The sequence below is a fragment of the Asaia prunellae JCM 25354 genome (assembly GCF_000613885.1).
Classification (GTDB): Bacteria; Pseudomonadota; Alphaproteobacteria; order Acetobacterales; family Acetobacteraceae; genus Asaia; species Asaia prunellae.
Map to the genome: position 1 here is coordinate 1 of NZ_BAJV01000021.1, position 15,803 is coordinate 15,803.

General features: G+C 58.1%; 13 protein-coding genes and 1 pseudogene. 3 read left to right on the forward strand and 11 right to left on the reverse strand.

The window, feature by feature from the left end; genetic code table 11:
• Positions 1 to 137: 137 nt before the first annotated feature.
• Positions 138 to 1,295, reverse strand: coding sequence for an FAD-dependent monooxygenase (locus JCM25354_RS14420; RefSeq protein WP_025886546.1), 1,158 nt, complete (start codon positions 1,293 to 1,295; stop codon positions 138 to 140).
• 106 nt (positions 1,296 to 1,401) lie between these two features.
• Here JCM25354_RS14420 and JCM25354_RS21470 point away from each other — a divergent pair, with 106 nt between their 5' ends.
• Entirely contained in the window at positions 1,402 to 2,010 is a 609-nt protein-coding gene (locus JCM25354_RS21470) for a TetR/AcrR family transcriptional regulator (RefSeq protein ID WP_025886547.1), read from the forward strand.
• Positions 2,011 to 2,110: 100 nt separating this feature from the next.
• Here the strand turns inward: JCM25354_RS21470 and JCM25354_RS14430 are convergent, their stop codons facing one another.
• From JCM25354_RS14430 to JCM25354_RS14470, 9 genes and pseudogenes are all read right to left on the reverse strand, one after another.
• Complete coding sequence (locus JCM25354_RS14430) at positions 2,111 to 3,025, reverse strand: FAD-binding protein (RefSeq protein WP_025886548.1); 915 nt, start codon at positions 3,023 to 3,025, stop codon at positions 2,111 to 2,113.
• Between the two features lie 2 nt (positions 3,026 to 3,027).
• Positions 3,028 to 3,777, reverse strand: a complete 750-nt coding sequence (locus JCM25354_RS14435) for an electron transfer flavoprotein subunit beta/FixA family protein (protein ID WP_025886549.1) — start codon at positions 3,775 to 3,777, stop codon at positions 3,028 to 3,030.
• A gap of 58 nt (positions 3,778 to 3,835) precedes the next feature.
• On the reverse strand, positions 3,836 to 5,479 hold the full coding sequence (locus tag JCM25354_RS14440) for an electron transfer flavoprotein-ubiquinone oxidoreductase (protein ID WP_025886551.1): 1,644 nt from the start codon (positions 5,477 to 5,479) through the stop codon (positions 3,836 to 3,838).
• A 24-nt stretch (positions 5,480 to 5,503) separates the two neighbouring features.
• Positions 5,504 to 6,216 (reverse strand): annotated as a pseudogene (gene trmB, locus JCM25354_RS19300) (tRNA (guanine(46)-N(7))-methyltransferase TrmB).
• 9 nt (positions 6,217 to 6,225) lie between these two features.
• Entirely contained in the window at positions 6,226 to 7,413 is a 1,188-nt protein-coding gene (gene metK / locus JCM25354_RS14450; RefSeq protein ID WP_025886553.1) for a methionine adenosyltransferase, read from the reverse strand.
• A gap of 146 nt (positions 7,414 to 7,559) precedes the next feature.
• Positions 7,560 to 8,312, reverse strand: coding sequence for a 4-hydroxy-tetrahydrodipicolinate reductase (dapB, locus tag JCM25354_RS14455; protein WP_025886554.1), 753 nt, complete (start codon positions 8,310 to 8,312; stop codon positions 7,560 to 7,562).
• Between the two features lie 5 nt (positions 8,313 to 8,317).
• Complete coding sequence (gene dnaJ, locus JCM25354_RS14460; protein ID WP_025886555.1) at positions 8,318 to 9,457, reverse strand: molecular chaperone DnaJ; 1,140 nt, start codon at positions 9,455 to 9,457, stop codon at positions 8,318 to 8,320.
• Positions 9,458 to 9,628: 171 nt separating this feature from the next.
• Complete coding sequence (gene dnaK, locus JCM25354_RS14465; RefSeq protein WP_025886557.1) at positions 9,629 to 11,533, reverse strand: molecular chaperone DnaK; 1,905 nt, start codon at positions 11,531 to 11,533, stop codon at positions 9,629 to 9,631.
• A 129-nt stretch (positions 11,534 to 11,662) separates the two neighbouring features.
• A complete protein-coding gene (locus JCM25354_RS14470; RefSeq protein ID WP_025886559.1) occupies positions 11,663 to 12,235 on the reverse strand; it encodes a nucleotide exchange factor GrpE in 573 nt (190 codons plus the stop codon).
• 261 nt (positions 12,236 to 12,496) lie between these two features.
• Between JCM25354_RS14470 and JCM25354_RS14475 the strand changes: the two genes are divergently transcribed.
• Together JCM25354_RS14475 and JCM25354_RS14485 are read left to right on the forward strand one after the other, a co-directional pair.
• Positions 12,497 to 13,210 (forward strand): response regulator transcription factor, encoded by a 714-nt coding sequence (locus tag JCM25354_RS14475; RefSeq protein WP_025886561.1) that lies wholly within the window; start codon positions 12,497 to 12,499, stop codon positions 13,208 to 13,210.
• Positions 13,211 to 13,374: 164 nt separating this feature from the next.
• Positions 13,375 to 15,018 carry a stimulus-sensing domain-containing protein gene (locus JCM25354_RS14485; RefSeq protein WP_025886563.1) on the forward strand — a complete coding sequence of 548 codons (1,644 nt, stop codon included), beginning with the start codon at positions 13,375 to 13,377 and terminating at the stop codon, positions 15,016 to 15,018.
• Between the two features lie 11 nt (positions 15,019 to 15,029).
• Here the strand turns inward: JCM25354_RS14485 and JCM25354_RS14490 are convergent, their stop codons facing one another.
• Entirely contained in the window at positions 15,030 to 15,368 is a 339-nt protein-coding gene (locus JCM25354_RS14490) for a UrcA family protein (RefSeq protein ID WP_025886565.1), read from the reverse strand.
• Positions 15,369 to 15,803: the final 435 nt, after the last annotated feature.

Here is a 15,803-nt window from a genome sequence, read left to right on the forward strand (position 1 = left end):
CCCGCGTGCCACCTGCTTGGATTTCCGATGCCTGAATCATGTATACAAGAATGTCTCAAGGTGGGGCGAAAGACAACCGAAAGCTGTTGCCATCGCCATGTATGTGACGGATTGATGGGCTTCGTTTTTCCGCCATGTCAGGCAGAGGCTGAAAGGTCTCTCTGTTTTCTGCTTTGGGACCAGCGCATGATTCGCCAGAGAAGGCGTCTTGCCTTGAGTGAAATCCATGTCGAGGGTACGAAAAGCTCTGCCCTCAAACGGACAAAACGCTGATGCCTGCGTATGAAAGGCCTCATTTCCGTCTCGAATGCAGCCAATCCCCTGTCAAGATTGTCAGGGTGGGCCGCCAGCGCTTTTGCCAAAGCAAGCCCTCCCATCATGCCAGCCGAGGCACCCATGCCCGAGTAGAGCGTTAGACACCAGGCTGAGTCGCCAAGAAGAACCACGCGTCCTTTCGACCAACGGGGTATTTTTACCATCTGGACGCTGTCGAACAGGAAGTCATTGGTGGCAGCCAGATCGCTGAGCGCACTGGACACAATGCCATGGACATCAAGCCCGGCAAAGCGGCGTTGCAAAGCCTGCAAGGGAGCTTCGTTCGGTGCAGCGTATTGCACTGACTGGCGATAGGAAAACAGCGCGGTGGACGGCTTTCCTTGCAGCGGGAAAATTGTCAGCGTCCGACCGGTATCGGCAATCATGACGCCATCGCCTGAGGCGCAATGGGGAACAGGGCGTGACAGAGGGAAGGCGCAGAGCGTGGTACCAAGGGGATGAAGACAGGACTTATCCGGCCCGAAGACCATCCGTCGTACTGCGGAACGAACGCCATCTGCGCCGATCACAAGATCGAAGTGCTCTTGCGTTTCTTCTTCTCCGTGACGAAGGCTGACATTTACTCCGTCAGGCAGGCTTTCGATTGCTACCGGTACGGTATCGAAGCGGATATCCATCCTGCTTTCGACAGCCTGCCAGAGTACGTCTTCAATATCCCCGCGCATGACAGCGACAGGAGCGTCGGTCTCCCGGGTCAGATCAGCGACGCGTCTTCGACTGCCATCCTTGCGGATATCCCAGAAACGCAGTCTTTCCGGTGTTCGCTTTTCCATGGTGTCAAAAATGCCCAGCTCGCGAGCTGCATTCTTGCCTTCGTTACGCAGGCCGATGAAATAGCCACCCTTCCGGCGCGTCGGCGCCCGTTCGATGAGTATTGGCGACCATCCCTGCGCTTCAAGGGCGATTGCTGCCGACATGCCGCTGATGCCCAGACCGATAATGAGGACACGCTGTTTCATTATGGTACTCACATGCAGATCGGTTAAACTCAGATCTGAACGTTGCATAGATTAGAGAGTCGATCAATCTGAACGTTGTGCAGATTCTTCAGGGAGGAACAATTTGTTGCGTGACAGCTACCATCATGGCGATCTGAGAACCGCGCTTGTCGAGGCGGCGGAGAGACTCATCCGCGAGGAAGGAGTCGAGGGATTTACCCTGCGTAAGGCGGCCGCTCATGCCGGTGTCTCACCTGGAGCCCCGTCTCATCATTTCAGGGACATGAAGGGGTTACTGACTGCTGTGGCCATACGTGTTTTCGGGCAACTTGGCTTCGCATTGGCCGAACTTCCCCGCCATGGCGAGCCGGGGCGTGATCTCAGAGCCCTGGCTGGTGGTTATGTGCGTTTTGCTGCAAGAAATCCGGGTTTGTTCCGCCTGATCTGTCGTATCGATCTTATCGATGGCAGGGATCCTGCTCTTCTTGAAGCGTCCTTCGAAGCACTTGTCGGGTTCGGTCAGGCTATAGCAGCCTATTTCGGTCAGGAGGCGCCTGATCGCGATCGGCGCGTTCTGAGACCGCATCATGCGGCAGCGATGGCGACAGCGCATGGACTGGCGCATATGGTCATAGAGGGAAGGCCCGCGCTGCTCTTCGACACGCCGGATCCTGTGCAGACATTTCTGGAGACAAATCTGCCGGAAATTCTCAACGCCACCTGGCCAGACAGATAAGGCAGGACGAGAGCCAGTCCCATAGGGCCTGTCCTGAAAATATGCTTTCCCCTGTCCGGTCATGACTGGTGTTTCATGACCGGGTGAAGGGAAGATGCGCTCAGGCGCCCAGTTCAGCCTTGAGCTGGGGCAGAACCTCGAACAGATCGCCCACAAGACCGTAATCGGCCACGCTGAAGATCGGGGCTTCGGGGTCCATGTTGATAGCTACAATTACACGGCTGTCTTTCATGCCCGCCAGATGCTGTATGGCCCCTGACAGACCAACGGCAATATAAAGCTCTGGTGCGACAATCTTGCCGGTCTGGCCGACCTGCATTTCGTTCGGCGCAAACCCGGCGTCCACTGCAGCGCGTGACGCACCAATAGCCGCGCCAAGCTTGTCGGCCACAGGCTCCAGCAGCTTGAAATTGGCGGCATCCTTCAGACCGCGTCCACCTGAGATCACCACGCGGGCCGATTCCAGTTCGGGACGATCGGAATGGGTCAGTTCGATCCCGACATACTCAGCATCCGGCACCTCAACCGCAGCCGAGATGACTTCGACCGGTGCAGAATTGTCACCCAGCTTGGCGGCGTCAAAACTGGCATTACGCACGGTCAGCACCTTGATCGTATCGCGCGAGCGTACGGTGGAGAGCGCGCTGCCAGCGTAGATCGGGCGCACGAAGGTATCGGCGTCGATGATCTCGACCACTTCGGTAATCGGCTGCACATCAAGCAGACCGGCCACACGGGGCAGGGTGTTCTTGCCATAGGCGGTCGCGGCAGAAACGATGTGATCGTAATCGCTTGCACGATCTGCAATCAGGGCAGCGATGCATTCGGCCAGATGGGGTGTGGAGTCTGCATGCAGAACGCGGGTGATGCCTTCGATCTTGGCTGCTTCCTGCGCGCCATGGGCGCCGATCAGCAGGACATCGACGTTACCAAAGGCACGGGCGGCAGCAACGGCAGAAAGACTGGCTTTCTTGATGGTGGCGCCTTCAGCTTCGATCAGAACCAGAGTTGTCATGATCAGATCACCTTTGCTTCGTCACGCAGCTTGCCAACCAGCTCGGCAACGCTCGACACCCTGATTCCGGCTTGTCGCACAGGCGGCTCGACCACCTTGACTGTTTCCAGACGTGGTGTGATGTCCACGCCCAGCGTCTCGGCGGCAATGGTCTCAAGCGGCTTCTTCTTGGCCTTCATGATGTTGGGCATGGTGGCATAGCGCGGCTCGTTGAGGCGCAGATCGGTGGTCACCACAGCAGGCAGGGCCAGACGCACGGTTTCAAGACCGCCATCGGCTTCACGCACCACAGTGATGCGACCATCTTCAACGGCAACCGAGCTGGCAAATGTGCCCTGTGGCCAGTTGAGACGTGCGGCCAGAATCTGGCCTGTCGCGTTCATGTCGTCATCAATGGCCTGCTTGCCCATGATGACAAGACCGGGATTTTCGCGATCCACAATGGTCTTGAGCAGTTTGGCAACGGCTAGCGGTTCGAGATCGGCCGTGGTCTGCACGAGAATGCCGCGATCGGCACCCATGGCCATGGCAGTACGGAGCACCGGCTGGGCCTCTGCCACGCCGATGGTTACGACCACGATTTCGGAAGCCACGCCTTTTTCACGAAGGCGAACGGCCTCTTCGACAGCAATTTCATCGAAGGGATTCATCGACATCTTCACGCCCTGCGTGTCGACGCCGCTGTTATCGGCCTTCACGCGGGGCTTGATGTTGTAATCAACCACCCGCTTGACCGGGACCACTATCTTCATCTGTTCCTCGCCGATCCTGGAAATCTCGACTGGGTTCATACCCTATTGCGAATCAAAATCACATACCGACAGGATAATTCGGGCCGCCTGCCCCTTCGGGTACGCACCAGTCGATATTCTGTGTCGGGTCCTTGATATCGCAGGTCTTGCAGTGCACGCAGTTCTGCGCGTTGATCTGCAGGCGCATGGTGCTGTTTTCTTCCAGCGCCTCATAGACACCCGCCGGGCAGTAGCGGCTCTCCGGCGAGCGGAAGATATTCCAGTTGACCGGCAGCCATTTCGACGGGTCGCGCAGCTTCAGATGGATGGGCTGGTCTTCCTCATGATTGGTGCCCGACAGGAACACCGATGAGGTCAGATCGAAGGTCAGCGTGCCATCGGGCTTGGGATAGGCGATGGGCTTGCAGCGATCGGCAGGCTTGAGTGCCTCATGATCGGTATGACGGAAATGCAGCGTCCATGGGGCGCGGCCGCGGAAGATCAGGCTGTCGATACCGGCATAGAGCGCGCCGAGGCGATTGCCCCAGCGGGCGAATGCCGGACGCACATTGCGGGCCTCAAACAACTCTTTGAACAGCCAGGAGTTTTTGAAGCGGCGTGTGTAGCTCGTTGCCTCGCAAGGGCCTTCGTGGCCCAGCGCCTCGGCCACGGCCTCCGCAGCGAGCATGCCCGATTTCATGGCGGTATGGGTGCCCTTGATCTTGGGCATGTTCAGGAAGCCTGCGGAGTCACCCGCCAGTACGCCACCGGGGAAAGACAGACGGGGTAGAGCCTGGAATCCGCCTTCCGACAAGGCGCGGGCGCCATAGATCAGGCGACGGCCGCCTTCGAGATGTTTTGCAAATTCGGGGTGGGCCTTGAGGCGCTGCATCTCCTGAAATGGAGAGAGCCAAGTATTGCTGTAATCCAGCCCGGTGACGAAGCCGTAGGAAACGAGGTTTTCGCCGAAATGATAGAGCCAGGCGCCGCCATAGGTGCCATCATCCATCGGCCAGCCGAAGCTGTGCTGCACGAAGCCGGGCTTGTGCTTCTCAGCCGGGATTTCCCAGACTTCCTTGATGCCAAGACCGTAGGTCTGCGGGTCGACACCCTGACGCAGATTGAACCGCTTCATCACGCGCTGGCTGATCGAGCCGCGCACGCCTTCGGTGAGGATGGTCTGTCTTGCACGCAGGATCATGCCCGGCGCGAAATTCGGCCCCTGCTCGCCCTCGCGGTTCACACCCATATCGCCGGTGATGACGCCACACAGGCGGCCATCTTCGATATAGGGTTCAGCAGCGGCAAAGCCGGGATAGATCTCCACACCCAGCTCTTCGGCCTGAGCGCCGAGCCAACGGCAGACCTCGCCCAGTGACACGACATAATTGCCGTGATTGGCCATGGCGGGCATGAGTTTGTCGATAAAGGGAATGGCGAAGCCGCGCTTTTCAGTCAGGAAAAGCACTTTCTCTTCTGTCACAGGGGTTTTTAGCGGTGCACCGCGTTCCTGCCAGTCAGGAAAAAGCTCTGCCAGAGCGCGCGGTTCGATGACCGCGCCGGAGACAATATGCGCGCCGATTTCGCTGCCTTTTTCAACCAGACAGACCGTGGCCTCGGGCATGAGCTGACGCAGGCGGATCGCAGCGGAGAGCCCGGCAGGGCCGCCACCGACGATTACCACGTCGAATTCCATTTCCTCGCGTTCGATTTGCGTGCTCATACGGTGTTCCGGTCCAACTCGGTGTCAGGCACCGCGTCGCGTGAACGTCCAGTAGAACGGCACGCGGCCTTCGCGGTAGGCCTTGGCTTCATAGCGTGTGGGCGACCAGCCTTCGGGGCGCTCACCTTGTGCGGGCGGGGGCGCGTCGAACAGGTTCTGCGCACCCATGATCTCGAAAACCCAGTCCTGATAGACGGGGTGATCGCTGGCAACGCGCCAGATAGCGCCGGGCTTCAGCAGGCGGGCCAGTTCGCGAATATTCTCCGGATGGATGAAGCGACGCTTAGCATGGCGCGCCTTGGGCCACGGATCAGGGAACATCAGATAGGCGCGATCAAGGCAGCCATCGGGCAGAGCCTTGAGAAGCTGGCGGGCATCATCGGGCCAGATACGGAAGTGATCCGGCGGCGTGATGCTGTCTTCCTCACCTTCCGGCACGATGCGGGACATGAGGGAGCAGAGCCCGTTTTCAAAGACTTCGGCGGCGATATAGCCACATTCGGGTTGCGCTCAGCCTGGTCGAGCGCATGCTCGCCACCGCCAAAACCGATTTCGAGCCAGACCGCATCGACTGCCGCGCCTGTAAAGGCGGCTTTCGGGTCGGTGGCCTGTTCGAGGTTAAGGCGGAGCCGTGGCAGCGCCTCGTCGAGAAGGCGCTGCTGGCGGGCGCGCAGCGGGTGCCCGCGCTGGCGACCGTAAAGTCGCTCAGGCTGGGACTTCAGAGACGTGTCAGACAGTTGGGGACCTCAGCGGTTGAGGGCGCCGTGCAGCGAGCTGACCAGATCGGTCTGCTCCCAGGTGAAGTTGTCCAGCACCGGATCGGGAACGCGGCCGAAATGACCATAGGCCGAAGTCGGCACATAGATCGGACGGTTCAGGCGCAGATGCTTGCGGATGCCGCGCGGTGAGAGATCAACCAGCTCGTTCAGCAGCTTGCCGAGGCGGGCCTCGTCGATATCCTTGCCCGTGCCATCGAGATCGACATAGACCGAAAGTGGCTTGGACACGCCAATGGCGTAGCTAAGCTGGATGGTGCAGCGATCGGCCAGACCGGCAGCAACAACGTTCTTGGCGAGGTAACGCGCGGCATAGGCAGCCGAACGGTCGACCTTGGTGGGGTCCTTGCCCGAGAAGGCACCACCACCATGGGGGGCTGCACCACCATAGGTGTCAACAATGATCTTGCGACCTGTCAGGCCTGCATCGCCATCGGGACCACCAATCACGAAATTACCCGTCGGATTGACGTAGAATTCTTCTTCCGGGCACATCCAGCCTTCCGGCAGGGTTTCACGAACCACTTCGCGCAGCATTTCGCGAATGGTGTTCTGGCGCATGCCTTCAATATGCTGAGTCGAGATCACGACCGAGGTCGCACCGACGGGCTTGCCATCGACATAGCGCAGCGTGACCTGGCTTTTGGCATCCGGCAGCAGGCCGACGCCCAGGGCATGGCCGCTCTTGCGGTAGTCACGAACCTTTTCGAGGATCGACTGGGCGTAATAGAGCGGGGCCGGCATCAGATGCTCGGTCTCGCGCGTGGCGAAGCCGAACATGATGCCCTGATCGCCTGCGCCCTCATCCTTCTCACCGGCGCTATCGACGCCGACGGCAATGTCAGCGGACTGCGCGTGAAGCAGCGAGGTGATTTCAGCGTTTTTCCAGGAGAAACCTTCCTGATCGTAGCCGATATCCTTGATGGCAGCGCGTGCGCGTTCGATCAGCAATTCGCTGGTAATCGAAGCCGGGCCACGGACTTCACCGGCCAGAACGACGCGGTTGGTGGTGCAGAGGGTTTCGCACGCAACGCGGGCTTCCGGGTCAGCCTCGAGATAAGCGTCCAGAACAGTATCGCTGATCCTGTCGGAGACCTTGTCCGGATGACCTTCAGAAACGGATTCCGATGTAAAGAGAAATTCGCCGTAGTTACGCACTCAGGGACCTCGCAGGGAATGAGTGAAAGAAAAAACAGCGGACGCGCGACAGCCTGCGCCCGTACCGCAAGAGAGGGCTGTCCTTAGAGGCATAAAGCTACGGGGGTCAAGAGTTTGTTATGGTTTGGGCAGAAATGTGGCCGGTCTCAGTCTCTGAATATTTCGGTCATGTTATATAATCCTGCCGGTTTACCAGCAATCCAGCGCGCAGCTTTCACGGCTCCCTGTGCAAAGACACGTCGATCAAAAGCGCGATGGGACAGGGTAATCTGTTCGGTACCCGAAGTCAGGATCAGGCTGTGCTCCCCTACAATCTGACCGGCGCGTAACGAGGCAAAACCGATTGCCCCTTCGCCGCGCAGCCCTGAGCGGTCGATTTCGCTTACATCAGAAAGTGCGACCTTGCGGCCTTTGGCAAATTGCTCCGCTATCGCCAACGCCGTGCCAGAGGGGGCATCGCGCTTCTGACGATGATGGGTCTCCAGAATTTCAGCGTCATATTCATCGGCAGGAAGCTTGGCACCGAGCTGACGTGCCAGATCGAGCAGCAAAGTCAGGCCGGGCGCAAAATTGGCAGCCCTGAGTACGGGGATATGACGCGCTGCATCGGCAATGGCCTCTTCCTGCGCGGTATTGAAGCCGGTAGTGCCGATCACCCAGGCACATCCTGCCTGAGCGAAGGCCCTGGCATTGGCGCAGGTGGCCTCCGGGCTGCTGACGTCTATAATGACGTCACTGCGTGCAGCAAGCACAGCCGGGTCGGTCACGATACGGCGGGATGCATTGGGTTTGCGGGCCAGTCCACCCGAAAGTGTTTCGGGGCCGAGAGGCATACTCTCGATCTCCTCGGCACAAAGCGAGCCAAGACGCCCTGTGATACCCGCAATCCCGATACGCATGCTGTTTACTTCCCTTCGAAGAAATCCCGGACCTTGGCAAAGAACCCGGTATGCTCCGGATTGGCCTTTTCCTGATCCTGTGTCTCGCCGGCTTCGGCTTCAAATTCCTCGAGCAGTTCCTTCTGGCGCGGGCTCAGATGATGCGGCGTCTCGACGGCGACCTGGATATACATGTCACCGCGTGCACTTGAGCGCAGGACCGAGAAACCCTTGCCACGCAGACGGAAATTCTCGCCAGTCTGTGTCCCTGCCGGAATTTTGACCCTGGTGCGGGTGCCGTCGATGACTGGCACTTCGATTTCCGTACCGAGTGCTGCCTGGGTCATGCGCAGAGGCACACGGCAATAGATGTTGGCGCCGTCGCGCTGGAAGATATCACTGCCGCCGACAGAGACGTGTACGTAGAGATCACCCGGTTGTACACCATTGCCACCGGCTTCACCTTCACCTGTCAGACGTATGCGTGTGCCATCTTCAACACCGGGCGGAATGGCGATTTCCAGCGTACGTGTCTGTTCTGTCGTGCCGGAACCACGGCAGCTCTTGCACGGATTCTTGACGACCTTGCCTGAGCCATGACAGGTCGGACAGGGGCGTTCGACCAGGAAAAATCCCTGCTGCGCCCGCACGGCACCCGCACCATGACAGGTCGGGCAAGTCGTATCACCGGCATTGCTGTCTGCAGAGCCCGTGCCATGGCAGCTTTCGCAGGCAATACGTGTACGGATCTCGACAGGTTTCTTGATACCCGAATAGGCCTCGCTCAGAGTGATCTCGACCTGGACCTGCACATCATTGCCCGTCCGGCGGCGTCCGCCACGGCGGCCACCCATCATGTCACCGAACATTTCGAAGATATCGTCGAGGCCACCCCCCCCGAAACCGCCGAAACCGCCGCCGCCGCCCATACCGCCATTTTCGAAGGCGGCATGACCGAACCGGTCATAGGCAGCGCGTTTCTGCTCGTCTTTCAGAATGTCATAGGCCTCGTTGATTTCCTTGAATTTATGCTCTGCCGTCTCATCTCCGGGATTCCGGTCAGGATGATAGCGCATAGCCTGCTTGCGATAGGCTTTCTTGAGCTCTTCGGCAGTGGCTGTGCGCTCGACTTCGAGAACAGCGTAAAAATCGACTTTGGTGGCCATGGGAGTCCTCGTCAGGAGATCCAGGGGTCAAGGGGCGCGGATCAGATCCTGTTATTGAAATGTCAGGGGGCGATCCAGAACGTCGAAACGCCCGCCCCTCCAGCGGAAGGACGGGCGTTGAAAGCGGCAAGCTTCCCTGTAAAGGGTCAGAGACCCTTTAGTGTATGGAGCTCAGTGCTTCTTGTGGTCGTCCACGTCTTCGAAATCGGCATCGACCACATTTTCGTCCTTGGCAGCATGGGCTTCACCAGGAGCGGCGCCCTCTTCTGCCTGTGACTGAGCATAGACAGCCTGGCCGATTTTCATAGCGGCCTGGGTCAGACGTTCTGTAGCCGATTTCAGAGCTTCGGCGTCGCTGCCATTCATGGCTTCACGGGTGGCTGCAACAGCGGCTTCTGCTTCAGTTTTGTCGGCAGCAGGGACCTTGTCACCGGCTTCAGTCAGAGACTTCTCGGTCTGATGGATCAGGGCTTCAGCGCTGTTACGCTGCTCGACCATCTCGCGCTTGGCCTTGTCTGCCGTGGCATTCGCCTCGGCTTCCTTCACCATGCGGTCGATATCGGAGTCGGACAGACCACCAGAAGCCTGGATCTTGATCTGCTGTTCCTTGCCTGTCGCCTTGTCCTTGGCCGACACATTGACGATACCGTTGGCGTCGATGTCGAACGTGACTTCGATCTGGGGCACGCCACGCGGAGCGGGAGCAATGCCCGTAAGGTCGAAATTGCCCAGCAGCTTGTTATCTGCCGCCATTTCGCGCTCACCCTGATAGACCTTGATGGTCACAGCGCTCTGGTTGTCATCAGCTGTCGAGAAGGTCTGGCTCTTCTTGGTCGGGATCGTCGTGTTGCGGTCGATCAGACGGGTGAAGACACCGCCCAGCGTTTCGATACCCAGAGAGAGCGGGGTTACGTCGAGCAGAAGAACGTCCTTGACGTCGCCCTTGAGCACGGCGCCCTGTACAGCGGCACCGATAGCCACCACTTCGTCAGGATTGACGTTGCGGGCAGGTTCCTTGCCGAAGAACTGCTTAACCGTCTCGATGACTTTAGGCATACGCGTCATGCCGCCGACGAGGATGACTTCGTCGATCTCAGCGGGGGTAACCGAGGCGTCCTTCAGAGCTGCACGGCACGGACCAAGCGTACGCTGGACCAGATCATCAACCAGACTTTCCAGCTTGGCGCGGCTCAGCTTGACCACGAGATGCTTCGGACCCGAGGCATCAGCCGTGATGAAGGGCAGGTTGATTTCGGTTTCCTTGGAGGAGGAAAGCTCGATCTTCGCCTTTTCAGCAGCTTCCTTCAGGCGCTGCAGCGCCAGCTTGTCGCCGCGCAGGTCGATACCCTGATCGCGCTTGAACTCGTCTGCCAGGTAACCAATGATGCGATTGTCGAAATCTTCACCGCCAAGGAAGGTGTCACCATTGGTGGACTTCACTTCGATGACGCCGTCGGAGATCTCGAGGATCGACACGTCGAACGTGCCACCACCAAGGTCATAAACAGCTACCGTGCCGGAATCGCGCTTGCCGAGGCCATAGGCCAGAGCAGCTGCCGTCGGCTCGTTGATGATACGCAGCACTTCAAGACCAGCGATACGACCGGCATCGCGTGTTGCCTGACGCTGGGCGTCATTGAAGTAGGCCGGAACCGTGATGACGGCCTGGGAGACGGTCTCACCGAGATAGGCCTCGGCGGTTTCCTTCATCTTGCCCAGCACGAAAGCCGAGATCTGCGAAGGCGCGTAGTTTTCACCACGGGCGCGAACCCAGGCATCGCCGTTATCGCCACGTACAATTTCGTACGGGACCATTTCCTTGTCCTTGGCGACGGTCGGGTCGTCATAGCGACGGCCGATCAGGCGCTTGACAGCATACAGCGTATCGGAAGGGTTTGTGACAGCCTGACGCTTCGCGGCCTGACCGACCAGACGCTCACCATTGCTGGTAAAGGCGACCATTGACGGCGTCGTGCGTGCACCTTCGCTGTTTTCAATAACCCTGGTCTCATCGCCTTCGCGGATTGCGACGCAAGAGTTTGTGGTGCCAAGGTCAATACCAATGACTTTGCTCATACTTCAGTCCTTTCAGCGGTGCTGTCCGGCCCATTCAGGCACCGGGCAACACCCTTGTTTTCGTCTCCCTGCTTCAGCAGGGGCGGGTTACAGGTAAAATCTAGGAGGCCTGTAGAAGGGTTTCAACCCTCATTCTGCAGCTTTGTTGCCACCTCTGGCGACGACAACCATTGCAGGCTTGAGCAGGCGGCCATTCAGCGTCCAGGTTGGTGTCCAGGCCTGCATTACCGTGCCATCGGCATGATCGTCGCTTGGCTGCTCTGCCATGGCCTGATGCAGATTGGCGTCAAAGGTTTCGCCGACCGGATGCTGGCAGGTGATGCCGTTGCGTTCAAGAATGCCGAGGAAGGAACGTTCCGTGCTCTCGAAGCCTTCGCGCAGCTTGCTGACAAGACCTTCCTCGTTTTCGGTTCTGGCCGGAAGAGAGGCGAGACCACGTTGCAGGTTTTCAGCGGCTTCGACGACATCCTTCGCGAATTTCTGAACGGCGTATTGGCGTGCATCCTCAACTTCGCGCTTGGCACGCGTGCGGTAATTCTGCATCTCGGCCTCGGAACGCATCCATTTGTCACGGAATTCCTCGACCTGTGCTTCCAGCTCGGCAATGCGGGCCTCAGGCGTCTGTGCCTCGGCCTGAGACTCTGTCGCTTCGGGAGCGGGTGTGTCGTTCTGCTCTTCATGCAGCGGGTTTTCTGTGGTCATCCTGGTCGCAACCTCGAAAAATCTGGCCCGGTGTGACCGGGCATCATAGGGTCAGCTTCAGGCGAACTCCCCCGCGTCGGGGCGAGCATGGCCGCGAGAAGCCACGAAAGACACCGATCGACCATCCCTGGATGTCCGACCGTTTTCGACTGCCCCGTCTTGGGCGCAGCCGCATGGTAAGATATAGGTGGCTGCCACAAGCCATATGCCAACCCCCCTGTTATTGGCAACAGGCAGAAATTGAAGGCGGATACATCGCGCATGGAGACGACAAAGCACACCATCGCCCTGGTGGATGATGATCGCAATATCCTCACATCGGTCCAGATGACTCTGGAAGCCGAAGGATTTGTGGTTCACACCTATACGGATGGCGAAGCTGCCCTGCAGGGGATTCAGGCGCGGCCGGTCAGCCTTGCCGTGCTCGATATCAAGATGCCCCGCATGGACGGCATGGAGCTGCTCCAGCGGCTGCGGGCACGTTCGGCCCTTCCGGTTATCTTCCTCTCCTCGAAAGACGAGGAACTCGACCAGCTCATGGGACTGCGTCTTGGCGCTGACGATTATATTACCAAGCCGTTTTCACAGCGTCTTTTGCTGGAGCGTATCCGTGCGCTGCTGCGTCGTCAGGATGCCAGCCGTGCCGAGGGCAGCGGTGTCGCCACAGCAGGGGCCGCCATCGTACGTGGCAGTCTGACCCTTGATGAGACGCGTCATCAATGTCTCTGGGCAGGTCAGGATATCATGCTGACAGTGACCGAATTTCTTCTGGTCAAGGCTCTGGCCTTGCGCCCCGGTATGGTGAAATCACGTGATCAGCTTATTGATGCCGCCTATGGCGAAAATATCTATGTTGATGACCGCACGATCGACAGCCATATCAAGCGCGTACGCAAGAAATTCAGGCAGATCGATGACAATTTCAACCAGATCGAGACTCTTTACGGCATAGGCTATCGTTACAAGGAAGACTGACCGGCCATGCCCGAGCGTGAATCCTTCGGCAGGCGGTCGCGCAGGGCGCCCCCGGTTCGTTCTTTCAGGCGTTCAGGCGCCTTCGCAGGCGGTCGTTTCGTCATGGCGATACGCTGGCTCTTGAGGCAGGGCGTGACGGCAAGCCATCGGTAAGCCGCTTTCGCATGCCTGGCTTTGCGTCGCCGCTCATGCGACGCATTTTTCTGCTCAATACATTGCCATTGGCCATTCTGGCCGTGACCTTGCTGTTTCTGAACGATTTTCAGAACAGCCTTCTTGAAACAGATGTAAATGCCCTGCGCGAGCAGGCCCACATCTATGCCGCCGCCATGGGGCAGATTGCCGTGGTGCGTGATCCGACGCGCCATCCTTTTCCGGGTGCGGAATTCATGCTCGACGGGGCGCAGGCCCGTCCGCTTCTCCTGCGTCTGACCGAACCGAGTCCGAATGTGCGTGCGCGCCTGGTCGGACCTGACGGCACTCTTGTTGCCGATAGCCTGAACGAGGCTGCGCTTGTGCGCCGTGATCGCAAGGGACGATCCCGTGCGACAGGAGAGCCGGTTCCGCCGCCCCGCTGGCAACCGCCTCGTAATAATGGCGTCGAGATTGCCTATGAATGGCTGTTGTCGCTCCTGCCCCTGTCATCTCGTGAAGGCATTGTGATGCTGGAGACGCAGGACACGCCGCCGCCCTTGCGATCAGCTGGCGAATACCGCGGAGCCGAGGCCGCTCCCTATATCAGGCGCACTCCGGATCACGAGCTTGTCATTACTGTGGCGGAGCCTGTCATTCATGACGGACAGACGGTCGGGATCATCCAGCTGACACGACAGGCGCAGGAAGTCGATCGATCGCTCTTTGCCGTGCGCTCTTCGATCCTGTCCCTCTTTCTCGCAGCCATGGCCGTGACAGTACTGCTCTCATGGTATCTCTCGATTACGATCGCGCGCCCTCTGCTTCGTCTGGCTGTCGCTTCTCATGATATGCGTGATGTGTCTGGGCGAGCCGATACGGTGCCTGAATCGCTGCTGGTGCGTCGTGATGAAATCGGTGTTCTGGCAAGGGCCTTGCGCGGCAGTGTTCTGGCGCTCTGGGCGCGTATGGATGCGATCGAGCGTTTTGCTGCCGATGTCAGTCACGAAATCAAGAACCCGCTTTCTTCCATCCGATCGGCCATCGAAACCCTGCCACGTATTGAAAACAGGGAGCGTCAGACCAGGCTTCTCGCCATTATCAATAACGATGTGAGGCGTCTGGACAGATTGATTACTGATATCGCCGATGCCAGCCGTATTGATGCCGAGCTGTCTCGTACGCGCTCGGAACCTGTGGCTGTAGGGATGTTGCTTTCCATCCTGACAGAGATGCACCAGACAACACGTAAGCCTGAAGATGCGATTCTTGTTCTGGATGATTCTCATGACGATGCAGCGCATCCCTTGCGGGTGCTGGCGGTCGAAGACCGTCTGGTACAGGTACTGCGTAACCTGATCGGTAATGCAATTTCCTTTTCTCCGCCACGTGGGCGGATCACGCTGTTCATGCGGCCTGTAGACAGACAGATCCGTATTACAGTCAGTGATGAAGGGCCGGGTATTCCTCCGCTCAAGCTCGAGGATATTTTTGACCGTTTTTATTCAGAACGCCCCCAGACCGAGAATTTCGGTCAGCATTCAGGTCTTGGTCTTGCCATAAGCAGGCAGATTATCGAAGCGCTTCACGGCACACTTCATGCCGAAAACAGGTATGACGAAGCAGGTCGTGTCATCGGAGCGTGCTTCGTCATTCTTCTGCCGCGCGCGCTCTAGCGCTTCTGTAATCATGAACGAGCCAGACGGGTCTGGCTCGTTGCAACGCGGCGGGTATAGATATCACGCATCTGCTGCACAGCATTGTCATAGGCAGCCTGGGTGCATTCTTCGACATCAGCAGCACGACGATCGCTGGCCCCGGTATCGCGTTCGCAGATTTCAGCTGCCTTGTCATGAATGGCATCCGCCATACGGTTCCAGTCGCGATCGGATTGGAGAGACACATGTGAGACATCGATCTGGACGCTGTTGTTGTCCGGTATAATGCGATGTTCTGCCAGAGCAGGCTGAGCAATGAGCGTGAAGAGACTGGCTGCGGCGATGAAAGACTTGGCGAAACCGAACATGGAAAGATCCTTTCTGCTCTCCGGACCCTTTGTCCGAAGGTATGCTCTTTCCCATGCAAAACCCGTGCCAAATCTGTTCTGACAGCAAAAAAATTAGGAATACCTTCGCTAAATGATCATCTCTTGGAGGTTTTATGACAAGAAGTGATATTTCTAACCATTAATTGGCATTAACAGCCATATGAGCATTGTATTTCATGGATTCTGGTCTTCCTGCCCGGATCATTCTGTCTGAAGCAGGAAACGCCCTGAGGGCCTTGATATCAGTTGGATGAGAGACTGATCACTCTGTCCTGCACAGGAAAACATCGCGTAATCTGTATTGATATTCATGACTGGTTCAGAGGTAAAAAAAGAACCTGAAACATATACAAGATGAATGCGAAAAGAGTATTCGAATGTCCGTTCTCAACAAGAAAATGAAACAGGGGAGCG